The sequence below is a fragment of the Nostoc sp. FACHB-892 genome, from assembly GCF_014698795.1.
Classification (GTDB): Bacteria; Cyanobacteriota; Cyanobacteriia; order Cyanobacteriales; family Nostocaceae; genus Nostoc.
In genome coordinates, this window is record NZ_JACJTR010000016.1 from 1 (window position 1) to 25,893 (window position 25,893).

General features: G+C 41.4%; 24 protein-coding genes and 2 pseudogenes. 16 read left to right on the forward strand and 10 right to left on the reverse strand.

All coding sequences use genetic code 11. The annotated features are described in order from the left end of the window. Positions 1 to 125, forward strand: a pseudogene (locus H6G96_RS20550) (photosystem II q(b) protein); the annotation flags it as partial. 215 nt (positions 126 to 340) lie between these two features. After that, positions 341 to 1,429 carry a chorismate synthase gene (aroC, locus tag H6G96_RS20555; protein ID WP_190732727.1) on the forward strand — a complete coding sequence of 363 codons (1,089 nt, stop codon included), beginning with the start codon at positions 341 to 343 and terminating at the stop codon, positions 1,427 to 1,429. A 222-nt stretch (positions 1,430 to 1,651) separates the two neighbouring features. Here the strand turns inward: aroC and H6G96_RS20560 are convergent, their stop codons facing one another. After that, on the reverse strand, positions 1,652 to 1,948 hold the full coding sequence (locus tag H6G96_RS20560) for a DUF3288 family protein (protein WP_190913176.1): 297 nt from the start codon (positions 1,946 to 1,948) through the stop codon (positions 1,652 to 1,654). A 345-nt stretch (positions 1,949 to 2,293) separates the two neighbouring features. On the opposite strand from H6G96_RS20560, the gene H6G96_RS20565 reads away from it, so the two are divergent. The 3 genes from H6G96_RS20565 (at position 2,294) to H6G96_RS41470 (ending at position 5,655) form a co-directional block, all read left to right on the forward strand. Beyond that, a complete protein-coding gene (locus H6G96_RS20565; protein WP_190732731.1) occupies positions 2,294 to 4,747 on the forward strand; it encodes an ATP-dependent Clp protease ATP-binding subunit in 2,454 nt (817 codons plus the stop codon). A gap of 201 nt (positions 4,748 to 4,948) precedes the next feature. Next, positions 4,949 to 5,263: a hypothetical protein gene (locus tag H6G96_RS20570; protein ID WP_242063348.1), complete on the forward strand. Its 315-nt coding sequence runs from the start codon at positions 4,949 to 4,951 to the stop codon at positions 5,261 to 5,263. Positions 5,264 to 5,469: 206 nt separating this feature from the next. Beyond that, entirely contained in the window at positions 5,470 to 5,655 is a 186-nt protein-coding gene (locus H6G96_RS41470) for a hypothetical protein (RefSeq protein ID WP_242063349.1), read from the forward strand. A 59-nt stretch (positions 5,656 to 5,714) separates the two neighbouring features. Here the strand turns inward: H6G96_RS41470 and H6G96_RS20580 are convergent, their stop codons facing one another. From H6G96_RS20580 to H6G96_RS20590, 3 genes are all read right to left on the reverse strand, one after another. Then, on the reverse strand, positions 5,715 to 6,815 hold the full coding sequence (locus H6G96_RS20580; RefSeq protein ID WP_190913177.1) for an AI-2E family transporter: 1,101 nt from the start codon (positions 6,813 to 6,815) through the stop codon (positions 5,715 to 5,717). A gap of 126 nt (positions 6,816 to 6,941) precedes the next feature. Then, positions 6,942 to 8,375, reverse strand: coding sequence for a bifunctional orotidine-5'-phosphate decarboxylase/orotate phosphoribosyltransferase (locus H6G96_RS20585; protein WP_190913178.1), 1,434 nt, complete (start codon positions 8,373 to 8,375; stop codon positions 6,942 to 6,944). A 77-nt stretch (positions 8,376 to 8,452) separates the two neighbouring features. Beyond that, a complete protein-coding gene (locus tag H6G96_RS20590) occupies positions 8,453 to 9,049 on the reverse strand; it encodes a cytochrome b/b6 domain-containing protein (RefSeq protein ID WP_190913179.1) in 597 nt (198 codons plus the stop codon). 174 nt (positions 9,050 to 9,223) lie between these two features. On the opposite strand from H6G96_RS20590, the gene H6G96_RS20595 reads away from it, so the two are divergent. The 6 genes from H6G96_RS20595 (at position 9,224) to H6G96_RS20620 (ending at position 14,111) form a co-directional block, all read left to right on the forward strand. After that, entirely contained in the window at positions 9,224 to 10,582 is a 1,359-nt protein-coding gene (locus H6G96_RS20595) for a TrpB-like pyridoxal phosphate-dependent enzyme (RefSeq protein ID WP_190913180.1), read from the forward strand. Positions 10,583 to 10,971: 389 nt separating this feature from the next. Beyond that, entirely contained in the window at positions 10,972 to 12,360 is a 1,389-nt protein-coding gene (locus tag H6G96_RS20600) for an AAA-like domain-containing protein (protein WP_190913181.1), read from the forward strand. A gap of 35 nt (positions 12,361 to 12,395) precedes the next feature. Further along, positions 12,396 to 12,668: a type II toxin-antitoxin system HicB family antitoxin gene (locus H6G96_RS20605; protein WP_190913182.1), complete on the forward strand. Its 273-nt coding sequence runs from the start codon at positions 12,396 to 12,398 to the stop codon at positions 12,666 to 12,668. After that, on the forward strand, positions 12,646 to 12,876 hold the full coding sequence (locus H6G96_RS20610) for a type II toxin-antitoxin system HicA family toxin (protein WP_190913183.1): 231 nt from the start codon (positions 12,646 to 12,648) through the stop codon (positions 12,874 to 12,876). Before H6G96_RS20605 ends, H6G96_RS20610 begins: the two co-directional genes overlap by 23 nt. A 632-nt stretch (positions 12,877 to 13,508) precedes the next feature. After that, on the forward strand, positions 13,509 to 13,739 hold the full coding sequence (locus H6G96_RS20615; protein WP_190913299.1) for a DUF433 domain-containing protein: 231 nt from the start codon (positions 13,509 to 13,511) through the stop codon (positions 13,737 to 13,739). Positions 13,740 to 13,748: 9 nt separating this feature from the next. After that, positions 13,749 to 14,111 (forward strand): DUF5615 family PIN-like protein, encoded by a 363-nt coding sequence (locus tag H6G96_RS20620; protein WP_190913184.1) that lies wholly within the window; start codon positions 13,749 to 13,751, stop codon positions 14,109 to 14,111. Between the two features lie 181 nt (positions 14,112 to 14,292). Here the strand turns inward: H6G96_RS20620 and H6G96_RS41475 are convergent. Next, a pseudogene (locus tag H6G96_RS41475) lies at positions 14,293 to 14,499 on the reverse strand (tetratricopeptide repeat protein); the annotation flags it as partial. A gap of 304 nt (positions 14,500 to 14,803) precedes the next feature. Between H6G96_RS41475 and H6G96_RS20630 the strand changes: the two are divergent. From H6G96_RS20630 to H6G96_RS20640, 3 genes are all read left to right on the forward strand, one after another. Then, on the forward strand, positions 14,804 to 15,007 hold the full coding sequence (locus tag H6G96_RS20630; RefSeq protein ID WP_190913186.1) for a hypothetical protein: 204 nt from the start codon (positions 14,804 to 14,806) through the stop codon (positions 15,005 to 15,007). Further along, complete coding sequence (locus H6G96_RS20635) at positions 15,004 to 15,276, forward strand: type II toxin-antitoxin system RelE/ParE family toxin (RefSeq protein ID WP_190913187.1); 273 nt, start codon at positions 15,004 to 15,006, stop codon at positions 15,274 to 15,276. Before H6G96_RS20630 ends, H6G96_RS20635 begins: the two co-directional genes overlap by 4 nt. A 205-nt stretch (positions 15,277 to 15,481) precedes the next feature. Further along, a complete protein-coding gene (locus tag H6G96_RS20640; protein WP_190913188.1) occupies positions 15,482 to 16,174 on the forward strand; it encodes a PD-(D/E)XK nuclease family protein in 693 nt (230 codons plus the stop codon). A gap of 79 nt (positions 16,175 to 16,253) precedes the next feature. Here the strand turns inward: H6G96_RS20640 and H6G96_RS20645 are convergent, their stop codons facing one another. The 5 genes from H6G96_RS20645 to H6G96_RS20665 all read right to left on the reverse strand — a co-directional run bounded on the left by H6G96_RS20645 (position 16,254) and on the right by H6G96_RS20665 (position 20,009). After that, positions 16,254 to 16,703, reverse strand: a complete 450-nt coding sequence (locus H6G96_RS20645; RefSeq protein ID WP_190913189.1) for a type II toxin-antitoxin system VapC family toxin — start codon at positions 16,701 to 16,703, stop codon at positions 16,254 to 16,256. Then, a complete protein-coding gene (locus H6G96_RS20650; protein WP_190732750.1) occupies positions 16,690 to 16,926 on the reverse strand; it encodes a hypothetical protein in 237 nt (78 codons plus the stop codon). The genes H6G96_RS20645 and H6G96_RS20650 overlap by 14 nt, the downstream gene beginning before the upstream one ends. A gap of 94 nt (positions 16,927 to 17,020) precedes the next feature. After that, complete coding sequence (locus H6G96_RS20655) at positions 17,021 to 17,263, reverse strand: hypothetical protein (protein ID WP_190913190.1); 243 nt, start codon at positions 17,261 to 17,263, stop codon at positions 17,021 to 17,023. 15 nt (positions 17,264 to 17,278) lie between these two features. After that, positions 17,279 to 18,493 carry a DUF790 family protein gene (locus H6G96_RS20660; protein ID WP_190913191.1) on the reverse strand — a complete coding sequence of 405 codons (1,215 nt, stop codon included), beginning with the start codon at positions 18,491 to 18,493 and terminating at the stop codon, positions 17,279 to 17,281. Next, a complete protein-coding gene (locus H6G96_RS20665; RefSeq protein WP_190913192.1) occupies positions 18,423 to 20,009 on the reverse strand; it encodes a DEAD/DEAH box helicase family protein in 1,587 nt (528 codons plus the stop codon). Before H6G96_RS20665 ends, H6G96_RS20660 begins: the two co-directional genes overlap by 71 nt. Before the next feature lie 812 nt (positions 20,010 to 20,821). On the opposite strand from H6G96_RS20665, the gene H6G96_RS20670 reads away from it, so the two are divergent. Then, complete coding sequence (locus H6G96_RS20670; RefSeq protein WP_190913193.1) at positions 20,822 to 23,941, forward strand: PAS domain S-box protein; 3,120 nt, start codon at positions 20,822 to 20,824, stop codon at positions 23,939 to 23,941. 86 nt (positions 23,942 to 24,027) lie between these two features. Beyond that, complete coding sequence (locus tag H6G96_RS20675) at positions 24,028 to 25,872, forward strand: tetratricopeptide repeat protein (protein ID WP_190913194.1); 1,845 nt, start codon at positions 24,028 to 24,030, stop codon at positions 25,870 to 25,872. The last annotated feature ends 21 nt before the right edge of the window (positions 25,873 to 25,893 follow it).

The following is a 25,893-nucleotide window of genomic DNA, read 5'->3' on the forward strand; positions in this document are numbered from 1 at the left end:
TAATCAACCGGGCTAACCTGGGTATGGAAGTAATGCACGAGCGTAACGCTCATAACTTCCCCTTAGATTTGGCGGCTTCTGATGTTGCTCCTGTCGCTCTGAGCGCTCCTGCTATCAACGGTTAATTATTCTAAGCTCTAACTTAAATTAAAAGCGCTCTCCCACCAAGGAGGGCGCTTTTAATTTAAGTTAGTAACAGATACTGTTATGGAGTTAGATAAAAACTCAGAAACATTGTTGATAATTACTAAAAAATAGCGAAAAATTATACAAAAAACAAAGACAAACTTTGTAAAAACTCTAGGTAGAATACATAAGCCTCACCTTTTTTCTCAAAATCATGGGCAATATTTTTGGTCATCTATTTCGCATCAGTACTTTTGGCGAGTCTCACGGCGGCGGTGTGGGGGTTGTGATTGATGGTTGTCCTCCACAACTAGAAATTTCGGCAGAAGAAATTCAAGTAGAGCTAGATAGAAGGCGTCCCGGACAAAGTAAAATTACTACGCCTCGCAAAGAAGCAGATACCTGCGAGATTTTATCAGGAGTATTTGAAGGCAAAACACTAGGAACGCCTATAACAATTTTGGTGCGGAACAAAGATACTCGTCCCCAAGACTACGACGAGATGGCCGAGAAGTATCGGCCTTCTCACGCAGATGCAACTTATGATGCCAAATATGGCATTCGCAATTGGCAAGGTGGGGGTAGATCCTCAGCGCGTGAGACAATCGGAAGAGTAGCAGCAGGTGCGATCGCTAAAAAAATTCTTCGTCAAGTCGCCAATGTCGAAGTTATCGCTTACGTTAAGCGCATCAAAGACTTGGAAGGTGTAGTTGATCCAAATACTGTCACCTTAGAACAAGTGGAAAGCAATATCGTCCGTTGTCCCGATGCTGATTGCAGCGATCGCATGATTGAATTAATTGAGCAAATAGGCAGACAAGGTGATTCAATCGGCGGTGTAGTAGAATGTGTGGCGCGAAATGTGCCGAAAGGTTTGGGCGAACCAGTATTCGATAAATTGGAAGCTGATATCGCTAAGGGTGTCATGTCTCTTCCTGCTAGCAAAGGCTTTGAAATTGGTTCCGGTTTTGGGGGAACCCTGCTAACGGGAATTGAACATAACGACGAATTTTATATTGATCAAAATGATCAAATCCGCACCCTAACAAACCGTTCTGGTGGTATTCAAGGGGGGATTTCTAATGGCGAAAATATCATTTTACGAGTTGCATTTAAGCCGACAGCAACAATTAGAAAAGAGCAGAAAACTGTAACTCGTGAAGGCGAAGAAACGCTATTAGCAGCGAAAGGACGCCATGATCCTTGTGTATTACCACGTGCAGTTCCAATGGTTGAGGCAATGGTGGCATTGGTGCTGTGTGACCATCTGTTACGGCATCATGGGCAGTGTAAGGTCTTGTAGGAAATTTTAACTGACAAAAAATATTTATTTTCTTGTGAGAATTGCTGACTCTCTGCTACTAAAGTCAAATTGCAAAACCTACAAACTGCCCTGAATCCAACTCCAGCAGAAATAGCGATCGCACAAGAACGCATTGCTCAAGAAAAAGCTACGGGGCAAGGTAATTCTGATTTCCACATCTGTACAAAAACCGGAAAACCCTCCTGCCTCCTACCTCCTCCCCTAATTCCAATCCTGTTCCTCTTTCTTCCCGCGACTTTTGTAAATTCCCCCCAAGTTGTGAATTTGACGAGTTTTCTCAAAAAGCTCGGCTTCGGTCAAACCCCACTGCTGCAAGGCTTTATCTAGGTCTTTTTGGATGTCTCTTGCCCCTGGAAACCCTTGATAACGCATTCGCAATCTAGCTAATTCTGCTAAGTTATAGTCTGTCGCCTCTTGAGCGAGTAAAATATCAATAAGGGTGCGATCGCGGTTATAAAGAGGGTGTTGTTGATCTTTACCTCCCGTTGGTTGAGTCATGATGAGTCTTGAGTGTTAAGTGTTAAATCCTGAGTTTTTAGTTTAGCCCAGAGCACAGGAGTATATAAGGCAAAGGTAAATCACTAAACACTGAAACCTTAATTGTTAAATATACGACTACTGACTTCCTAATTACTCTACACAGCACGGGCTAAACGCCCTGCTATCGCTAACCGCACTCAAAACTCTTACAGACGGCAACTACACCTGAGGCTTACGGCTCTCACCACTGCCGCGAAAGTTTAAATAAAGTTACATTAGTCATTAAGAAAATACAAAAAACTTTAGATGAGGGTGAATTTTATCTCACCCAAAGTCCAAGCAGCGAGGGAGCAAGAACCCATTATGTTTGAACACTTCACTTCCGAAGCCATTAGAGTAATTATGTTAGCTCAGGAGGAAGCCCGTCGCCTGGGACACAATTTTGTAGGAACTGAACAAATTCTCCTGGGTTTGATGGGAGAAGGAACTGGGGTTGCTGCTAAAGTGCTGGCCGAATTAGGCGTTACCCTCAAAGATGCACGTCGCGAGGTAGAAAAAATTATTGGTAGGGGTTCTGGCTTTGTACCACCAGAAATTCCTTTTACTCCTAAAGTAAAAAGCCTGTTCGAGCAATCGTTTAAAGAAGCTCATAGTCTGGGACAGAATTACATCAACACTGAACACTTACTTTTGGGATTGACCGAGGCTGGTGAAGGTGTCGCCGCCAAAGTCCTGCAAAATCTTGGAGTTGACTTTAAGAGTGTCCGCAGTGCTATAGTTCGCCGTTTGGGTGAAAATGCACCAGCTTTAGCTGGTGGTGGTAGTCAAAAACGCACCCAACCGCTAAGTATGGAAGAGTTTGGCAGAAATTTGACCAAACTAGCACAAGAAGGCAGACTCGACCCCGTAGTTGGTCGTGAGAAGGAAATTGAGCGGGCTATCCAAATTCTTGGTCGCCGCACTAAGAATAACCCAGTGTTGATTGGAGAACCAGGGGTTGGTAAAACTGCGATCGCAGAAGGTCTAGCTCAACGGATCATCAACCAAGATGTACCCGAAACCTTACAGGATAAGCAAGTTATCAGCCTCGATATGGGGTCATTGGTAGCTGGAACTCGCTTCCGTGGCGATTTTGAAGAACGCATCAAAAAAGTCGTAGAAGAAGTCCGCACTGTAGGCAATATCATCTTGGTGATTGACGAAATTCACACTTTGGTTGGCGCTGGTGGTACAGAAGGTGGTTTGGATGCAGCAAACATCCTCAAACCTGCCTTAGCACGCGGTGAACTCCAGTGCATCGGTGCAACTACCCTTGATGAGTATCGTAAGCACATCGAACGCGATGCCGCCTTAGAGCGTCGTTTCCAACCAATTATGGTCGGGGAACCCTCAGTAGAAGAAACCGTACAAATTCTTTACGGCTTGCGCGGCGCTTACGAACAGCATCACAAAGTCACAATTTTGGATGCGGCACTTGTAGCAGCAGCAGAATTATCAGACCGCTATATTAGCGATCGCTTCTTGCCAGATAAGGCAATAGACTTAATTGATGAAGCTGGTTCTCGCGTTCGTCTGCGGAACTCTCAAAGTTCTCCTAATAAAGAACTCAAGCGTGAACTTGCTGGCGTTACCAAAGAAAAAGAAGCAGCAGTCAGAGTCCAAGATTTTGACAAAGCTACACAACTGCGCGACCAAGAGTTAAAACTCGCAGAACAACTGCAAGCAACCTTTGCACAAAACGATCAACCTGTCAACTCGACTGTAGTTGACGAAGAAGACATCGCCCAAATCGTTGCCTCTTGGACTGGCGTACCAGTTAACAAGCTGACTGAATCTGAGTCAGAATTGCTTCTGCACCTAGAAGACACTCTGCATCAACGGCTCATCGGTCAAGAGCAAGCAGTTTCGGCTGTATCTCGCGGTATCCGTCGCGCCCGTGTTGGCTTGAAAAATCCCAATCGTCCCATTGCTAGCTTTATCTTCTCTGGCCCTACCGGAGTTGGTAAAACAGAATTGGCGAAGGCACTAGCTTCCTACTTCTTCGGTGCGGAAGACTCCATGATTCGCCTAGATATGTCCGAATACATGGAAAGCCACACCGTCGCCAAGCTAATTGGTTCGCCTCCTGGTTATGTAGGATACGATGAAGGCGGACAACTTACAGAAGCCGTGCGGCGGAAACCTTACACAGTGTTGCTATTCGACGAAATCGAAAAAGCACACCCCGATGTATTCAATATGCTGCTGCAAATGTTGGATGACGGTCATCTTACCGATGCTAAAGGTCGGAAAGTAGACTTCAAAAACACGCTGATCATTTTGACTTCCAACATCGGTTCTAAGGTGATTGAAAAAGGTGGTAGTGGTTTAGGCTTTGACTTCGACACTCAAGCCGACGCTAGTTATAACCGCATCCGCACCTTAGTAAATGAGGAATTGAAAGCTTACTTCCGTCCTGAGTTCCTGAACCGTCTTGATGAGATTATCGTCTTCACCCAGCTTTCTAGGAATGAAGTGAAGCAAATCGCTGAGATTATGCTTCGTGAAGTTTCTAAGCGCTTGACGGAAAAGGGAATTATCTTGGAAGTTAGCGATCGCTTCAAAGAACTTGTAGTTCAAGAAGGCTATAACCCCAGCTACGGTGCTAGACCATTACGCCGAGCGATTATGCGCCTTTTAGAAGATTCTCTCGCCGAAGCAATGCTGTCTGGTGAAATTACAGATGGAGACACAGCGCTTATCGATGTTGATGATGACTCTCAAGTGAGAGTACAAAAATCAGAAAAACGAGAATTGCTTTTGGCAAATGTTGGCTAATTTCATACCCGATTACTTTTTGTTGTAATATTTGAGAAATACTCTAGCCTCTCATCTCAGTAGAGGCAATCGCAGGGGCATCTCCGACAAACATAAAGTGAAATGGTATTATATCTTTTACCCCTAGTAGAAATGCTGGGGGCTTTTTTTATGCGATTTCGTTTTTAGTGGGCAATATCCACCTACCCACAGATGATTATAATGAGTTTAGAACATAGCAGCAATATGATTGAAAATCAGAACTTTCACATAGTTAAAGATACTGTCATAACTGATGAAAAAGGACGATTAAACTTGGGTACTGTTGCCAAAGCAAAGAGCTACCGAGTCCTCATCAATGACGCAGGACAAATTTTGCTAGACCCAGTTGTAAACATTCCAGAAAGAGAACTTTGGATATGGGAAAATTCTGTAGCTCGTACCTCGTTAGAAGTTGGTGTAAAACAGGCAAGTTCTGGTGAACTTCACGACTTAGGCTCATTTACCCAGTATGCGGATCTAGAAATTGATGAATAGGATGTCTCTACGACACCAAGATGTCACAAGGATACTAGCCCTGGACACTGATCTCAAAATATAATCCTTGTCACAAGGTTAATCTTTCGCACTAAACAATACTGAATTTTAAGATAATATTTTCAACCGAGGCTAGTACAGCATTAGCTAAACTACAACAAACCGACTCTAAGAAGTACCAGAAAGTTTTAAAAACACTGGGTTTAATGGAAGTAAACCTACGACACCCTAGTTTGAATACTCACAAATATGAATCTTTATCAGGGCCCAATGGAGAAGAAATTTTTGAAGCCTATGTAGAAAACAAAACACCTGCTGCTTTTCGAGTTTTTTGGTATTACGGTTCTGAACAAGGAGTTATAACTATACTAACGATTACACCCCATCCTTAATAACACCGTTGAACTTCTTGTTAACGGTATAAATGGGGCATATTATTTTTATCCACAACTCATGGCGATATTGATTCCTCTGGCAACAATTCTGATGCTACTTCACTCTCAACTACATTCTCAGAATCGCCAGATTTAGAAAAACCATCTGCTACATCTTTGATAAAACCAGCTACAGGGACCGCGATTAACAAACCCAAGACTCCACCAACATTGGTTCCTATAAGTAAAGCAATTAACACCCATATTGGTCTGATACCAGTAAATTTGCCTAAAAGCCGTGGTGCGATCGCCTGATCAATTAACTGGTCAATAACAACAGCTACTGCAAAAATCTTCACTGCTAGCCAAAAGTCATGTGTGGCTATTATTAAAGTTATTACAACAAGACTGACGACATCGCCAAAGGGAATTAAACTCAAAAGCCCAGCCCCCAAACCAAAAAGTAAAGCAAACTGGACTTGAAAAGCTAAAAATAATAATGTTAATGAAACTCCCATCAGCAAAGCCAAACTTCCCTGACCAATCAAGTAATTTTGAAAGTTTTGTTGAATAGATTGGCTTACCTTCGGAGCAAAACTTCCAGGTAGCTTTTTAAATATCCCCTCCCAAACCCTTGGCCCATCTAACAACAAATAGAAAGTCAGTACTATTATGATTAATGCCTCAGAGATACTATCAATCGTATCTATGATAATGCTTAGAAGTTTATCTGAAAGAAACTCTAATTCATTGGGTAATTGCTCAGTTAATCGGTTTAATAACTGAATTAAGTTCACATTTAAATTGTGCGTTAAAAACCAATCATTTAAAATATGAAGTTTTTCTTCGCTAGAATCAATCCATCGGGGAAGGACTTTCACCATCTCATTAAATTGTTCTAAAACAATGGGAAGTAAAGTGATACCCAGACCAACGATAATTACCAATGCTAATATAAAAACTAACGCTACTGCATAGCCACGTTTCACTCCTCGCTGTTGGAGAACCGAGACAGGATAGTTTAAAACGAATGCGAGTAAAGTCGCCAAAACAAGAATTGTTACAACAGGTTGAAAATTTTTAACCAGCAAAAATGCTAGCCAACCATTGAGAAAGACTAGAGGAAATAGCAGCGTAAAAATTAACCATTTCAGTACTTGATTGAGTGTAAAATTCATAATTAAGTTAAAAATTAAAATTATTCTATTTACTAGATTGAAGCGAGTAATAAAATCTGCTCAAGAGGAAGTAGACAAGAAAAATCTTCCCCATTGTCCATTCCCTACTTTCTATCATTTCGATTACTAACTTTCAGAGAAAGCTAAAAATTGCTCCTCATTTATTCGCCCTGCTTGATACATAGTATTAGTAATTTCCGAAATAGTTAAAACCGCATGACTGCGATAACCATTTTGCTGTAACCTATCTTTCACCCCTTGTTCATGATCGATAAGTACCACAATATCATTAACATTTAATCCTGCTGATTCTAATTTTCCTGCCCCTTCCATGACACTTTTTCCACTGATGAGAATATCGTCAACCACTACAACTGTTTCACCAGGATGAAAGTTACCCTCAATTACTCTCCGAGTTCCGTGAGCCTTCACCTCTTTGCGAGGGAAAATCATTGGACAATGAAGGCGCAAAGCTAAACCAGTAGCTGTAGGCAAAGAACCATAAGGAATACCTGCTAACCTATCAAAATTCAGATTTTTCAAAATATCCTCATAGGCTGTGAGAACTTGATTAAAAACTTGGGGATTAGAAATAATTTTGCGTAAGTCAATGTAATAAGGAAATATAGCTCCTGATGCTTGGACAAAGCTGCCAAACATAATGCAGTCAATATCATAAAGTTGTAAAATCAAATCCTGGTGGGGGTGCTGATTTAGGAAACAAACATCAGGTAACCACACAGAACAAGTGGAATTTTCATGAATTATTTCAGTTTTTATTTGATTAATTTCTGTGCGTAAAAGCTGAATTTCCTCAGATAATTTTTGCTGTCCCAACATATCTTGAGGAACAGGAATCAGCAAACCATCGCCGTTAGCATTCAAACCTGCTTCTAAAAATTGCTTCAGGTTTCCACCCTGTGCCCAGATGCTACGCGCCATAATAATTCGTTCAGGTGCGATCGCTTGAATAAGTGCTAAAACTTCAGGATTTGTAGTTCCTACCTCCAAACCCAATTGCTCTGGAGTTCCCCAGGTTTTTGATTCTTTTACCACCTGTAAATAAAGGGGCGATTCGTTTGTAGGATATTGCTGTAAAGCTTCTGCACCTGGATTAGAAGTACAACATAAAATAAACACCGCTTTATCAGGATAGACCAAAAAAGGTGCTACATGATCTTGTCCTGTATACGGAGTAAGGGTGATTGCATCCACCTGCCATTCTGTAAACACAGTTTGGGCAAAGATTGTACTAGTATTTAAGTCACTGTGTTTGGCATCTAAAATAACTGGGATGTGGGCTGGAATAGCTGCTAAAGTTTTGTACAGCAATTCTAAACCGGGAATACCTAATGCTTCGTAAAAGCCAAGTGTCGGTTTATAGGCACAAACAAAATCAGAAGTTTCAGCAATAATGAATTGTAACCACTTCTCTAAACCAGCGATGAGTTCTTCAGATTCATAACGCACAGGCATCATCTCTGGATTTGGATCAAGTCCTACAAATAGTAAGCTTTGATTTTGCAAGATATTACGATTCAATTTATCAAAAAAGTTCATTTTTTTAGCTTAAAAAAGAGTCATTGGTCATTAGTTATTAGTTTCTACGTCTTCCTATCCCCATGACCATAGTTTGTTTACCAAAACATTGATTCTGTTAATTCAGTACCACCAGCCTTGCGCCCTAATCGAGAGTGAATTATTACAAATAAGATAACCATCGGCACTGAGGCAAAGTGAACAATTCGCAATGCTTGCCAATCGCCAAAAAAATCCACAATCCAGGGAAATTGAGCAGGTTTATACATTCCTATGCCTGTAAATAAAGCCAGCAGCAAGATAGGAATAATTGCTGTATATGCAATTCGATGCCAAGCATAAATTAGGCGTTTAGAATTTTGACTTTTTTGTAATGCTTTGAAATCATTAGCACCTACAAACCGATGTCGCCAGCGCCGAGTAATTACAACGTAAATTCCATACCAAAGTAGATTCAGCGAAAATAACCACATTGCGGCAAAATGCCAGTGTCTTCCTCCTGCAAGCCAACCTCCCAAAGTAAATATTGGAGGAATGTGCAAACCTGCACGTCCACCAAAAACAGGGTTGGCGTTGTAAATTTGTAACCCACTGGTGAGCATGATAAATAGACTAATGATGTTACACCAGTGGAAAATTTTGGCTGCGATCGCTTGAGTAGGTAGCTTTCGAGTTTCAGAGGGGGTCAAAGTCATAGGTTTTGACTGATAAAATTTGCTGTTTATCTATCTTGGGTAAATGACACCGCAAGTTTCGAGGTAGTTATTACTTACCCTCTATTTTCCCTTAACCGAGCAGTATTGCCGTTCATCCTGCCTCCCCTATTTAAGATTTACTGTATAAATAACCTTTTATTGTCAATTAATTACATGGACACGATTAAATACATTTTGACTGAAAAACAGATGCCCAAAGCTTGGTATAATATCCAGGCTGACTTGCCACAAGCCTTACCACCAGTTTTAAATCCTGGTACTGGAAAGCCAATTACACCAGATGAATTATTACCTCTGTTTCCATTGGCGCTGATTGAGCAAGAAGTTAGTCAACAAAAATGGATTGAAATACCAGATCCAGTCCGTTCTATTTATTGCCAGTGGCGGCCAACTCCTCTTTATCGCGCCCGTCGTTTAGAACAAGCCTTAGATACGCCTGCCAAAATTTATTACAAGTATGAGGGTGTTAGTCCCTCTGGAAGCCACAAACCCAATACTGCGGTTGCTCAAGCATTTTATAACAAACAAGCTGGAGTAAAAAAGCTTACTACTGAAACAGGAGCCGGACAGTGGGGATCATCCCTCGCCTTTGCTGGTACACTATTTGGTTTAGAAGTCTTAGTTTACATGGTAAAGGTCAGCTACCAGCAAAAGCCTTACCGCCGAGCTTTAATGGAAACCTACGGCGCGAGGGTAGTTGCTAGCCCAAGTGCTGAAACCCAAGCCGGACGTAAAATTCTTGCACAACATCCCAATAGCACCGGCAGTTTGGGAATTGCTATTAGTGAAGCTGTGGAAGTAGCTGCTGCTGATGAACAAACTAAGTATGCTTTAGGTAGTGTTCTCAATCACGTACTGCTACATCAAACCGTGATTGGGCTGGAAGCACTTACTCAGTTAGAGATGGCAGGAGATTACCCTGATATTGTCATTGGCTGCACAGGTGGCGGTAGCAACTTTGCTGGAATTGCCTTTCCATTTATTGGCGCTAAACTGCGAGGAGAACGAGATGTACAAGTAATAGCTGTAGAACCTGCTGCTTGTCCATCATTAACTCGTGGTAAATATGCTTACGATTTTGGTGATACTGCCCACTTGACTCCACTTACTAAGATGCATACTTTGGGCAGTAAGTTTGTGCCAGAAGGAATTCATGCTGGAGGCTTACGTTATCACGGTATGGCCCCGCTTGTTAGCCATATTGTCAATTTGGGATTAGTTCAATCGCGTGCTGAATACCAACTTGGTTGCTTTGCTGCTGGATTAACTTTTGCCCGCGCAGAAGGAATTTTACCGGCACCAGAAGCTAACCATGCAGTCAAAGCAACAATCGATGAGGCTTTGCTCTGTAAGAAAGAAGGTAAAAGCAAAACTATCTTATTCAATCTTTGCGGTCATGGGCATTTTGATATGCAAGCTTATATTGACTATGAAGCTGGACGGCTTGTTGATACTGAATATAGTGCAAATGAAGTGGCGATGGCACTAGCAGGATTACCTGTAGTTGAGTAGTAACTGATTCGCTATGCAAATGTAGTTGAAACGATCACGTTTGCATAGCGTTGCTGTAGGGTTACAAATCTATCACACTCTGGTATTTTTAATGCGATCGCCTTGGCCATTTTTAGAAAAAAATAGCTACATTGTGTGCATCTACATTCTAAGATATGTCTAAAAAAAGTAGTTCAAATCACATATAATTACCTAAAAACTCAAAAAATTTTGTAAAAAAATTTCTATGCTTGAGTCAAGTCAAATGTTTCAGGATACAAAAAAATTGTCAAGCTTTGTTTGTAGCTTTTTGGGAAAGGGCTGGCTGCTGTCTATACAACGCAGACTATATTGAGTTCCAAACAATAATGGTGTGAGAAAATTTCATACTTAATTAGAGCCGATGAGTAATGACTATAAATGAAATAGTATTGCTACTAAAAGCCAGTCAAGCAACCGGTTTAACGACACTTCAAGAGATTATATTGCGTTCTTCATGGGCAGGAAAAACCTACACAAATATAGCCAGTGAAGCTCACTATGACGAGGAACGTGTCAAGAAAATTGCTGCTAATCTATGGCAATTACTGAGTGCTTTTTGCAAAGAACCTATAAATCAATCAAACTTCCGCCAGACTTTAGAAAATCACCGCCTTAGCAAAGCACATCAGCAGTTAGTTAAAGAATTCAACAAAGCAGCTACGGCTATATCCTTAGAATTTCTTAGTGGAGCGGTATCCCTCAATTCCAGATTCTACATCCCTCGCCCACCAATTGAAGAACTCGCCTACGCAGAAATGGCTAAACCTGGGAGCCTCATTTGCATCAAAGCACCGAAGAAGATGGGGAAAAGCTCTCTGATTTTGCGGTTGCTTACACGTGCTAATAATCAAGGCTTTCGCACTGTGACGTTGAACTTTCAGCAAGCAGATAAAGCAGTATTTGCCAGTTTGGAGACATTTTTGCGCTGGTTCTGTACAAATGTGAGTCGGGAGTTACAGCTAGAACCGAAATTCAATGATTATTGGAATGAAGATATAGATAGCAAAATCAGTTTCTCTATCTATTTCCAAGAGTATTTACTATCTGCGCTGGAAAGCCCTCTTGTTTTGATATTGGATGAGGTGGACTGGGTATTTGAGCATCAGGAAATTGTTGAAGAATTGTTAGCATTAGTCCGATCGTGGTATGAACGAGGCAAGGGGTTAGAAATTTGGCAAAAACTGCGTCTAGTTCTGGTTTATTCAAGAGAAATTCTTGTTCCAATAAAACTGAATCAATCATTTCTTAATATTGGTTTGCTCATTAAGTTACCTCCCTTTACGAAAGAGCAGGTGGTGGATTTGGCACTACGTCACGGCTTGGATTGGACAAATAGTAAAAATGCCGATAATTTGATGGCAATGGTGGGAGGATATCCTTATTTAGTGCGATTGGCTTTATATCACCTTGTGGGTAAAGGGGGATTGGAAGGGGATTTAGAACAGCTATTGCAACAAGCACCCACAGAAACAGGAATTTATCACGAGTATTTAAGGCAGTATCTGTTAGCGCTACAAGATGAGCCAGAATTGGGAGATGCTTTTTATGAAGTAATTAAGGCTACAAGTTATATAAAATTAGAGCCAGCATTGGCATATAAATTACAAAGTATAGGGCTAATTAATTTAGAAGGCGATGTCTACGACGGGCTATGCCTACGCAGTACTCCTGCGTGTGAATTATATCGTTTATATTTCCGACAATATCTGAAAAAAAGTGAGAGTTTAAATAATAATTGTATTGAACGATTGTTTTAACATAAGATTAAATTGGTAGCATAACGCAAGATTTCATGACCATAAAGTTTATTCTGAGCGACTATGTTGACCGAGCGCTTGCCCAGGCAATTTATGACAAGTTAGAAGATGGTACATTTGTAGGTAGAATTCCTGTTTGCAAAGGATTGATAGCCTTTGCATCGACTTTGCGCGAATGTGAGGATGAATTACGCTCAACACTGGAAGACTGGATTTTGCTTGGATTAAAGCTAGGACATTCTCTACCAATAATTGATAATATTGACCTCAACAAGAAGCCGACTCTTGAGCCGATGGATACCCTGTAAGCGTTGGGATTTTGTAAAGAAATTACGACAGATTGGGTTTGAGGAACCGTATTTTGGAACAAGGCATCAATTTATAGTTTACGCGCAACATCGTCTAACTATTCCCTCTAATGATGAGTATTCTGTACCACAATTGCGGCTGATGATTCGGGAAGTTGAGGTGATTCTAGAGCGGGAAATCACGCTAGAAGAATGGAATAGCCTTTAAGATTTGCCTAGAAGTGATGTTTGACGACAACAGCGATCGCTTGTTGATTTACACTTTAAAGTAGAGCGATGTCTGCGACGGGCTACGCCTACGCCAGCTTTCGGCTCAATGATATACCAAAATGAATACGTGAATTACTCAAATGAGAAAGCAAACTTGGGTTTGAGTAAGTAAAAGCTGATTTTAGTTGCGGAAAACACCAAAATGAGAAAGCAAACTCAGGTTTGAGAAAGCAAAAGCTTCTTTTGAGTAAGTCAAAGCTCATTTTGCTTGCGGAAAACACTAAAATGAGAAAGCAAACTGGGGTTTGAATAAGTAAAAGCTTATTTTGCTTGCGGAAAACACCGAAATGAGAAAGCAAACTCAGGTTTGAGAAAGCAAAAGCTCGTTTTGAGTAAGTAAAAGCTGATTTTTAGTAAGTCGAATGACATTTTTACTTAGTTCAATATGAATTTTAGTCTAGGCGATCGCGCTTTTCAGTTTTATTACGGTGTGCTTTGCACAAGACTAGCTTATTCTGGATTTTGAGGGAGGCGATCGCTTATGGGTTTACAATCAAAAAGAGAGCGCTAGGCTTTACAATATCATCATTGCACCTCAGAGCGATGAAAAAGATTTTGGAGCGATCGTTTATGTTAGGTCTGGAAAGAATTACATTTGACCCTAGCATTATGGCTGGACAAGCTTGCATTCGGGGGATGCGGATTCCGGTTTCTTTAGTGGTAAATTTGGTAGCTAATGGAAAGCCTAGAGAAGAAATTTTAGAAGAATATCCTGATTTAGAAGCAGAAGATATTCGTCAATCTCTTCTTTATGCAGCATGGTTGACTCAAGAACGGGTTTATACCTTCAAAAGTGCTTAACAAGTAATAATGAAGTTTTTGGCAGATATGGGAATTTCACTACGCACTGTAATTTGGTTGCGTGGTGCTGGTTATGATGTGGTGCATTTGCGCGATGAAGGTTTGCAAAGATTACCAGATAATGAGATTTTAATTAAAGCTTGTGCAGAAGGAAGAATTTTATTAACTATAGATTTAGATTTTGCCCAACTTTTAGCCGTGAGTGGGGATAGTTTACCCAGTGTGATTTTGTTTAGGTTGGGGAACGAAAATTATGATGCAATTAATGAACGGTTGACTCAAGTTTTGAGTGAATGCCAGGAAGATTTAGAGTTAGGGGCAATTATTTCTGTAAGTAATGAAACTTTCCGAGTGAGGCGATTGCCTATATAAAAATAGGCTTGGGTTAAGGCTAAAAACTAAAACTGGCGTAGGTTGGGAAACCTCATTTTACCTCAGAGTTTAGAACAGGAAAAGCCGAGTTAAAGCGATCGCAAATCTATTTTTTAACATGGTACGCTTTGCACAAAACTTGCCTATTCTTGATTGGAGGAGAGGCGATGCCTGCGGCGGGCTAGCCTACGCGCAAATCTGCTAAGTTTTTACGGCAAGCAAGAGTATTGGGATGATTTACTCCTAAGCGTCGTTCTAAAATATCTAAAGCTTGGATGTATAGGGGTTCAGCTTCGCTGCATCCGCCTTGGGATTTGTATAGTGACGCTAGGTTGTTGAGGCTAGTGGCGACATCTGGGTGTTCCTCTCCCACCTCTCTCTGAAAGACGTTTTTAATAGAGTCAGCTAACTTTGTAGAATTGATGACGGTTGCTGGTTGCGAGTTTAGTCCATTCGCTAACGCCTGGACTTTCGGCGCTTGGGGATCAGCATTTGCGGCTGCTTCGACTTCTCGCACAGATTGAGCAATTTCGGTATCTGCGTCTGCTGCTGCTTTTAACTCCAGCACTGCTTTGCCATAATCTAACGGCTGCGTTTTTCTCTTGAGTTAAATCTCACAAATATATTTACTAAAGCCATACTATATCTATTAACGCTAAAGTCATAGTAAGACTACTAAAATCACAACCTAAATGCAAGCTGACAAATACCCTTTTGCTCAAGAACTGATTACTGATATGGAAGGTAATATCCGCAAAGTAGTCATAGATTTTGATGACTATCTACGCTTGCTAGAAGCTATTGAGGATGAAGGACTTATCTTAGCAATGAAGGCAGTAGAACATGAAAAACCTCTGAATATTGATGAAGCATTAGCACAACTAGAACAAGAGTGATTACCCAATATCTACCCAGCTTTATCAAGGATCTTAAGGCTCTGAAAAGTACACCTTACTATGAGACTATTAAAACCCTTGCTTTTGAAGAAGTACCACAAATATTAACTTTTGAAGAAATTAATAACCTCAAAAAACTTCAGGGTTATGAAAATGCTTATCGCATCCGCGTTGGTGATTATCGTATTGGAATTTTTTTTAATGGAGAAACAGTCTTATTTCAGCGAGTACTACACCGGAAAGATATTTATCGTTATTTTCCCAAATAAAACCATTTTCAATGATTTGGCGAATAGAATTCGCGCCCATACAAACATAGATGCTTTGCAGCTTACCACAGGGTAGTGTACCTACGCGGACTAATAACAATTAAAGTTTTAAAACCTGCAAAAGCAAGTTTTGCCTGTGTGCAATATGAACTGCAATTTATAATTTATAATCTCTACTTTCGTAATTACGAACCACGAATTAATAATGCAATTTGATACCCAACTGCTACCACGCATTAATGCCACAGCCAAGCGAGAAAATGGTAAACAATATTATGTAGATGCCAACGGAAACCGCTTTCCCAGCGTTACTACAATACTTAACGCCACCAAATCACAAGCAGACAGAGACAGATTATTAAACTGGAAAACGCGTGTTGGTACAGAAGAAGCTACTCGCATTACTACAAGTGCTAGTCGTCGGGGAACCCAAACACACAAACAAATTGAGCGCTACCTTCTTGGACAAAACCCTGTTTGTCCCGAAGCGAGTCGCCCTTATTGGGAAAGTATCCAGCCAGTTTTACAACAAATTGACACAGTTAGACTTGTAGAAGGCTCTGTTTTTCATCATAATTTGGCTTATTCTGGCAAAGTTGATTGTATTGCCAGCTATCAAGGTATTCCCTGTATTTGCGAGTGGAAAACAGCAGACAAACCCAAAGGTTCAATTGAGCATTTATATGAACATCCCCTGCAACTTACCGCGTACATAGGAGCAGCTAACGAATATTATCAAGATTATGGTATTCAGCTAAAGCACGCTCTCTTGGTAGTAGCGATTCCAGAAATGCCAGCAGAGGTATTTTGGTTTGAATCAGGAGTCATGAAAGATTACTGGGAGCAGTGGGAAAAAAGAGTTGCTGAATATTGGGAACGCAGAAGCGTTTGGGGTTAATCAGTAGGATTGCATAATTACCGAAAGACTGCATTTCGTAACGTGAAGTAAATTTTCACGAGTAGTAACAATAAGCAATCTAACCTTGTAATGGCAAGACAGTAATTAACCCAGAAAATCTAGCAAAATCACTTGGGTTGTGAGTGAGTAACTGAGGAATGCCATAAACTAGCATTGTGGCAACAATATTTGCATCATGAACTTGCTTACCACCGCTAGGAATTTCCTCCATAAGTGCCAGTAACCTTTCTGTCACTAGCAAATTATCTTCAACCAAACGAAAATAACTAGCAAAATACCTTACATCAGCCACTAAAGATGTAATAGGAATATTCCCGGTTAAGTCGCCTCGTCTTGTCATTGCTGCCAAATATTCTCTTAAAGTTTGGCGACTAATCCATAAATCAATATCTTGTTCTGTAAGTGCTTGCATTCGTTCTGTCGCTTGTATATGAAATGGCGACAAGGCTAAATTTGCATAAACTAAAATATTCGTATCAACGAAAACAGAGCTATTAGTCGTTTGCATAAAGGTCTTCTCTACGGAAAGTTAAACTTTCCGAGACTAATCCTACAGGATAGGCGGAAAATTTGAGAGGCGCTTTCTTTTCTTTATTCTCTGTTTCCTCAGTTAAAAGCTTTTCATCAATTACTATTATCACTTGATGCTCACCCTCTGCAATATCCAATGGTAACTGCGCTGTAATCTTACCATCTTTGGTAACTGTGGCAATTGTTTCTATACTTTTCATAGTATTTCTATTCGATTAATACATCACTGGTTGGTAAAAAGGAGATTCGGACACATTTGCATACACTAAAATGTTCGTGTCCAGAAATACAGAGTTAGCGACCCCAATCACCATACATATCCTCACGTCTTAAAGAAAGATTCTCAGGACAAGGCCCATAATTATGTACAGGGAAGTTTAGAGGAGGACGCTTTTGTTTTCTCTCTGCTTCCTCTGCCAAAGGCTTTTCATCAATTACTATTACCACCTGATGTTCACCCTCTGGAATATCCAATGGTAATTGCGCTGTAATCTTACCATCTTTACTAACTGTGGCAATTGTTTCTATAGTTTTCATCTCATTCCTCCTTAATCAATCCATTACAGCTAACACAGCTTTCGGCAATAACTTATCTTTAAACCAAACAATTCTGGCGGGGACATCATTTAATTTTACTCCTGCCTTTTCTAAATTAAGTCGCTCGGAAATTGCTAAAATTAAGTCATCACGTCCAGCCCGTCGCACTTGAGAAAACTTCTTTTGTAAATATTCTGGTCGCCAATAACCAACAATCTCTAATAAGAAAGTGCGTCCATCAGCATGAACTAAGCGAAAATCGGGAATCATCACACTACCAGGAATCGGTATCAAATCAACTTCTCGCTCTAACGCCCAACCACTTTTCAACGCATCCCATTTATCAGCAAAGGATGCTTCTAGCATACTATCGTAGGGTTTACCTGGTGGATAGTGGGATACTAAACCACATTCGGAATTGAGAGTAAAACGTCCAGTTTTCCAACTATTTGTATAAGCATCACGGGTTTGGAGAATCGACGAAAGACTCCATTTAGTAACGTGAAGTAAAGCCGGAATAAGTTTAGCGATCGCTAACCCATATCGTGTACTAGGATTAAACAAACTCGTTGGCCCATCTATCGTAATTGTAAACCCGTGGTCAGCATCACCCTCAATATAAGCCATTAATTGAAACAACTTAAGATAGCGAAATAACAACTTATATTCTCCCGGAACATTGCGGTGAGCATTTAATACAAGTTGACTGGCTTTATAAAATACACCCTGTACCTGAGATAAGTTATATCGATTTATCAAATCTGGCGCTGTTGGTGCATCAAATACTGTCAAAATCTTATTTTCAGATAAATCAGCATATAACCCATTACGAACCTGTTCCAATAAAACTTCCCGTTCAAGTTCTTGAGTTAACTCATCAGCAATTTTACTCAGAGTAATTTGTGTAGATTCTCGGCTAGAAACCGATTTTGCAGCCAACGAAAACACCCGTTCTCTTAACATCTGTGGTTCTAGAGGACTAACTACCTCAAAAGTGCAAAAACTGCTTTTGAGAATATAAGCTAATCCTCGCTTCACACGATAATCTGTAGAATCTCCTTCAAAATCAGTCAGTTGTCGCTCAAGCACACCTTGAGTTTTCCCTACTGCTGATTTAAAATAATTAATTAACTCAATCGCCAAATCTGAAGTTTTCTGATCAATCTTCAGTCTCTTCGGGATAATCTCCTCCCCATTTTGGCGATGCATCAGTAAATCTGTCGGTAACATCTGAATTTTGGATTTTAGATTTTGAACTTCCGGTTGAATAATTAATTTCTAACTGTTCCGCAGCCTTCAAACTCCTTTCCTTCCCACTCCCATACACAACCTGTAACTTCCCTTTCCTCTCTTTTTCTTCCCCTGCTCCCCCTGCTCTCCTCTCCCCTCTCCGCCTAGCCGAAGTCCCTTCCTCACTTGTATCCTCAGCCACCACCTCATACAAAATTGCCTGCTTATTCTCTATATTCCCCTTCCGTAAAACCCTCCCCAAACGCTGAGTGTACTCCCTAGCCGAACCCGTTCCCGATAAAATAATCGCAACAGTTGCCGCCGGCACATCAACCCCTTCATTCAATACATGAGAAGCAACCAAAGTATTATATTTACCCTCCCGAAACTTTGTTAATATCTCATGCCGTTCTTTCACAGGAGTTTGATGAGTGATTGCCGGAATTAGCAACTCTTGAGAAATGCGATAAACCGTCGCATTATCAGCAGTAAAAATCAAAATTCTTGCTGGATAATGTTCTGCCAATAAATCAATCAAAATTCGCAATTTACCATCAGTACCCAAAGCGATATCTTTCGCTTCTCGGTGCGCTAACATCGCCCTACGTCCCGATTGCGATCTAGCGCTCATTTGCACGAACATTTGCCAACCTTGAAGACTCCCCAAAGAAATCTTTGATTGCTTTAAAAAGTCATTGCGAGTTTGAATTAACTGGTTATATCTTTCCCGCTCAAATTGCGATAACTTTACCTTAATTTGGACAATTTCATGCTCTGCTAACGCCTTCCCCGCCAAATCCTCGGCGCGTTTGCGATATACTTCTTGACCAATGAGGATATTTAAGTCAGCGTGTTTACCATCAGTGCGTTCTGGTGTAGCGGAGAGTCCAAGACGATAAGGTGCGATCGCATATTCTGCAATCACCCGATTAAAATCTGTTGGTAAATGATGACATTCATCAAAAACAATTAAACCATATTGATTTCCCAACGTTTCAGCGTGAATTGCTGCACTATCGTAAGTTGCGACTAGAATTGCCGTTCTATCCCGCGAACCACCGCCCAACAATCCCACTTCAGCATCGGGGAAAGCCGCTACTAAATGTGCATACCACTGATGCATTAAATCCAAAGTTGGTACAACAATTAGCGTCGTGCGCGGCGTTGACTGCATCGCCATTTGCGCCAAATAAGTCTTTCCCGCCGCCGTAGGCAGCACAACCACCCCTTGTCTACCCGCCAGTTTCCAAGCCGCTAGCGCTTCAGTTTGGTGGGGATAGGGTTCCATTTCCAGACTGGGAACCAAATCTACAGGATAAAATTGCTTTGCCTCATCTATAAAATTCACATCTTCCGCTTGTAGTGCTTCCACTAGCGATCGGTATCTAATTGCGGGAATGCGGAATTTTTCAACTCTATCATCCCATGTAGCATAATCCATCCAACCTTTGCCGCGTGGTGGTGGATGCAAAATTAATGTGCCACGATCAAAATTTAGTGTAGGGGTACGAGCCATTTTGGGGATTGGGAATTGGGATTAGGGGAGAGGTGACAGGTGACAAGTGACAGGGAATAATCTATACCCTGTAACTTGTACCCTATTCCCTTCTTTAGTCCCTTGATTACTAATAACGCAAAAAGTGCATAATTCATCTAAGTAACTCGGACAAAGCTTAACTAAATGCGCTCATTTGTTAATGAATGTAACGTCCCATCGGCATTGTAAAACTTTCTATCTATAAAAATCTGAGTTGATTTCTCTTCGCGCAGCGTGGCGTAGCCATAGTTATTTGCATGGTGCGGGTTCGCAGTCTCGCACAGAAGCGCAGCGCAAGCGCGATAGGCAGGAAGTAAGGAATCAGCCTTTTCGAGTTGTACGAAGTTTTTTCACAAATCAAATATGAGTCATATATAAGCTTTAAAAATTAGTGTTAACTCACATCATATAGCAGCTATTATCAAGGCTTACGAAGTAATTTATCGGTACTTAAAGGATAAATGTAAATGCTTACTGCTGGTTAAACTAAGTTTAATTAAGGTTAAAGGCAAAGGATAATTTCTAACTAATATGCTAAAATTGATTAGTTTAAAATCTATATAATTATACTTATTGGCGGATAGTTAAAAAGCATAAATATATAATTAGAGCGACGCTTATCAGGTTATTAAACCTTTACTAAAACTAAGTTTTACTACTTTAGATAGATTCACAGCAATTAACTGCTTAGTTATGTATTTTTCCAATGCATAATAGGTGTTGAGCAATCGCATTGTCTAGCTGATTTTGGGAATAATCCTTTAGCTAGCTGCATAAAAGGAGAAGTTACATTGAAAGGAATCCGTTCCCTTCTAACACCTTATGCTGTGGCATTGTTGACTGTTGGTAGCGCATTGCTACTAACACTATTACTACAGCCACTACTGAAACCAACTATTTTCCTGCTGTTTTTTGCTGCTGTGGCGGTTAGTGCCTGGTTTAGCGGCATGAAAACAGGGTTGCTGGCTACTGCTTTGTCTACTTTAGCCGTCAGTTACTTTTTCTTAGAGCCAGTGTTTTCGCTGTTCGTTGCGAGTGGAGACAGCATATCGCGGTTAGGCTTGTTTGTGTTGGTGACAACACTCATCAGCTTGCTGAACTCAGAGTTACGCACTGCTAAACAACATCTTCAAATGAGTTTGCAGAAGCTACAGGTGAGCGAGGCAAAGTTTAGAAGGTTGGTAGATTCCAACATCATTGGGGTAATTGTAGCCAAAATGGACGGGGCGATCGCAGAAGCTAACGATGCCTTTTTAACAATGGTAGGTTATTCGCAAGAAGATTTGTTAGCAGGGCAAATTCGATGGCGCGATATGATCCCACCAGAATATATTGAAGCAAACAACAGTGCGATCGCAGAACTCAAAACCAACGGTGTGTGTCAGCCTTTTGAGAACGAATACATCCGTAAAGATAACAGTCGCGTTCCCATCTTATTAGCTTCTGCCTTATTAGAAAATAATCCAGACGATATTATCAGTTTTGTACTTAATTTAAGTAACAGCAAACAAGTAGAGGTTGCTCTTTGCAAAAGTGAAGAACGTTATCGTGCCTTTTTAGAGCAGAGTTCGGAAGGTATTTGGTGCATGGAACTGGAAGTGCCGATTTCGCCAGAGTGTCCAGAAGAGGAGCAAATTCAGCATTTTTATCAGTATGGTTATTTAGCAGAATGCAACCATGTCATGGCGCAAATGTATGGCTATTCTTATCCACAAGAAATTATCGGCGCTAGGTTAACAGACTTTTTTGTTCGCTCATCTCCACAGAATATTGCATACCTGCGTAATTTTATTTGTTCTAATTATCGATTAATCGATGCAGAGTCCCATGAAATAGATAAGCAAGGTAATTCCAAATATTTTTTAAATAATCTAGTGGGAATTGTCGAAAATGGCTTTTTAGTCAGAGCGTGGGGAACTCAACGCGACATCACAGAACACAAGCTAGCAGAAGTAGCACTGCGTCAACGAGAAGATCAACTGCGCCTGATTACAAATGCTGTGCCCGTCCAGATTTCCTATGTTGATGCCGAGCAGCGTTATCGCTTTAATAATAAAGGATATGAAGACTGGTTTGGAATTCCTACTTCAGAAATTTATGGTAAACATATTAGAGAAGTTGTTGGAGAATCTGTTTATCAGTCAATTCTTCCTTATGTAGAAGCGGTACTTTCAGGAGAGCAAGTAACTTACGAAACTGAAGTTCCCGATAAAGATGGTACAAACCATTACGTGAATGTTACTTACGTCCCCCAGTTCAGTCAGCAGGGAAAAGTTGAAGGATTTGTTGCCTTAATCACAGATATTACACTTCACAAATTAGCAGAAGCAGCTCTCAAACAAAGCGAAAAACGGTTAAAGACACTCACAGAAAAAGCCCGCGTGATTCCTTGGGAGGTAAATGCTACTACCGGAAATTTTACTTATGTAGGACCACAAACCGTTGAGATTCTTGGCTATCAATTATCAGACTGGTACAGCGATAATTTCTGGGAAAAACATATGCATCCAGAAGATCAAGAGTGGGCCATCCAGTATTGCCAAGAATCTTCTTTCTCACAGAATAATTATGAATTTGAATACAGAATGTTGACTGCTGATGGCAGAGTTGTGTGGTTATATGAGATTGTTAATGTGGTGCGGGATGAGAATGGGCCGCAGCTACTACATGGATTCATGATTGATATCACCGATCGCAAGCAAGCAGAGCAAGAACGGGAACAACTGCTTGAGCGCGAACAAGCAGCACGCGCCGATGCAGAAGCTGCAAACCGCATGAAAGATGAATTTCTCGCCACACTTTCCCATGAGCTTCGTACACCCCTAAACGCCATATTGGGTTGGACGCAGCTACTTAGGAGCCGCAAGTTTGATGAGACTACTACTAGCCGAGCGCTAGAGACAATCGAGCGTAACACCAAATCCCTAGCTCAACTAATCGAAGATGTCTTAGATGTCTCCCGGATTATTAGAGGCACACTCCATTTAAATATTCATCAGGTAAAACTTGTACCACTTGTAGAGGCAGCAATCGATACTGTCTACCCAGCAGCCCAAGCCAAAGAGATTAGCATCAACTGTAAATTCGACCCGGAATTAGGGGTAGTTGTGGGTGATGCCAACCGCTTGCAACAGGTTGTGTGGAATTTGCTCTCCAACGCCGTTAAGTTTACACCCAAAGGGGGAAGAGTTGATGTGCAATTGGAGAGCATTGAATCCCATGTGCAAATTCGGGTGAGCGATACGGGAGTGGGAATTGCTGCCGAATTTTTGTCCCATGTATTTGAACGCTTCCGTCAAGAAGACAGTTCGATCACGCGATCGCATGGTGGACTAGGATTAGGGTTAGCGATCGTCCGCCACTTGGTAGAATTGCACGGCGGCACAGTCTCTGCCGAAAGTCTAGGGATTGGAAAGGGGGCAACATTCATTGTTAATCTGCCAATGAAAGCCGTTTATGTAGAGGCTAATACCGCAGAGCAGCTTTCATCTTATGTGGATGCCCAAGAAGTTAATAATTACCTGCCAAACCTAGATGGCTTGCGGGTGCTGATTGTCGATGATGAGGCAGACGCGCGTCATTTGCTCACCACGATTCTGGGACAGTATGGGGCCCAAGTCATGGCTGCTCCATCTGCAAGTGATGCACTACTTGCCCTGCAAGAATTTCGCCCCCATATACTGGTGAGCGATATTAGTATGCCACAAGAAGACGGCTACACACTAATTCGCCGTGTGAGGGCACTACCAACAGACCAAGGTGGGCGGATTCCAGCAGTGGCGCTGACAGCCTATGCTAGGGCAGAAGACCGCACGCAGGCGCTGTTGGCAGGCTTTCAACTCCATGTCCCCAAGCCAGTCAATCCGGTCGAGTTAGCAGCTGTAGTTGCCAATCTCACCGGACGGACTTGAATGCTCTCAAGCCCTACAACCGTCCAATCCACTCGGTCAAACTCAGACTAGAATTAGAATGGACGTGACGTTCTCTAGTAGCTAAAGTGCCAGACTCTTTGCCATTGCGCGATCGCTATCTTGCCTTAATCGATGAAATTGTCGAAACCACCCTCAAGGGCAAAATTAGCTCTGTTGAGATGGTGTATCAAATGCTGCTTAAAGGAATTACTTCCGGTACAGGGGAAGTCTTTGAGCTAGCTTTGAGCGATCGCCTCAATGCCCTCCAAAGCCAAGTAGATAGTGAAAAAGACGAACTCAAAAAAGCTAAAGCTACTCGCAGTTTGAGAGCGATTAAAACCATTCAAAGTCAATGGCAACGCTGGCAAGAGCAAAACAAAGCCACAGAAGCGATCGCCTCAGCAGTTACAGAAATTACCACAGCCGAGGCTGACGAGCGTCTGGCGACATTTTTACGGGTTACTGACCCCAATCAGAAGTATCCGCTAAATTTGCAACAGCTACAGCAATTGTCAAAAGGATTACAGCAATTTGCCCAGGCAGATGCTGATTTACAACAATTTTCTGAAGGGATTACCCGTGGTTTAGACTCTTGGCAGCGATTGCAAGATAACTTGCTCAGTTGGATGTACGAGCAAAAAGAAGCTTTAGGATTTGGCGGCGTACCAGGAGAACGTGGCCCTTGGGCAAGTTGGGCGAAACAACTCAATAGTGAGTTACCCAAAGCACTACTTCGCACCTTAGCGATGGAAGAATCGGCAATTGAGTTTGCCGAGCGACAACGGGGTATCACCCTGAGAGATTGGGTGGAAATGGCATTGATTTTACAGTTCTTGCAACGGGGACTAATTAACTGGTTTGACCAACAAGCTTACGATGTTAAGGCGGGGCCAAAGTTGTCCATTTCCACTTTTTTGACCTTTGCAGTGATTTGGAGTCAATTAGCAAGTGGTTTTGGGAGCATTGGGACAGTGTACGGCGATGCCTGTTCTCAAATTATGCTCCAGATTTTGCGAACCTTTGCCCAGCGTCCGTATTTTCCCTTTTATGGTGGGATTTTCGCCTCTTTTACAGGCACTTATTTGCGAGATGCCCTTGATTATTTGGATGAACCATTGCGGAGGGGTGAGGGAACCCAAGAAAAAGCGCGTATTTTGACGCTATTAGGCTATTCTCAGCGTGCTTTAGGGCAATACCAGCGCTCAATTGATTTTCATCAGCAAGCGCTGGAGATTGCCAGAAATGCAGGCGATCGCGCCTGTGAAATTGCCAATCTCAACCACCTCAGCCGCACCTACGTGCAACAGCAAAATTATGCTGAGGCAATTAACTACAGCCAACGAGCATTAATATTGAGCCGGCAAGCAGGCGATAGAACAGGCGAGGCAAACGCGCTAGTAAATTTAGGTTACAGCGAAGTCATGCAGGCTCAAGAACTAGAAAACCTAGAACCTGAAACTTATGAAACTGCAATTAACTATTTGGAACAAGGTTTAAAATTATCAGAAAAATTAGGCGATCTTCAAAGTAAAGCCTTATGTGTCAGCAGCTTAGGAATTGCCTATTTAGTAATTGGAGAACACCAAACTGCAATTAAATATCTTGAAGATGGTTTTAAAACAGCGCAAGTTTCCGGTGATTTATATCTGCAAGGGCGAAACTTAGCTTATTTAGCAGAGGCTTATTACCATCTCCAAAATTCTGAAAAAACTGTTTACACAGGCTGCTTGGGAATGTATCTTTTGGAGCAAATTGCTTCTAATGAATGGCGACAAGCGGCAGGTTTACTAACAATTTTGCAGGGACAAATCGGTGTAGAAGCTTTCCAAAAGTTCCTACAGCAACATCGCCCTAAAATCATTGCAGTTATCGGTGTAGATGGGTATGATCACATTCCCCAATTATTAGAAGTATACAAACAAGATATGTAAGGAGACGCGAGGCAAAAGTTA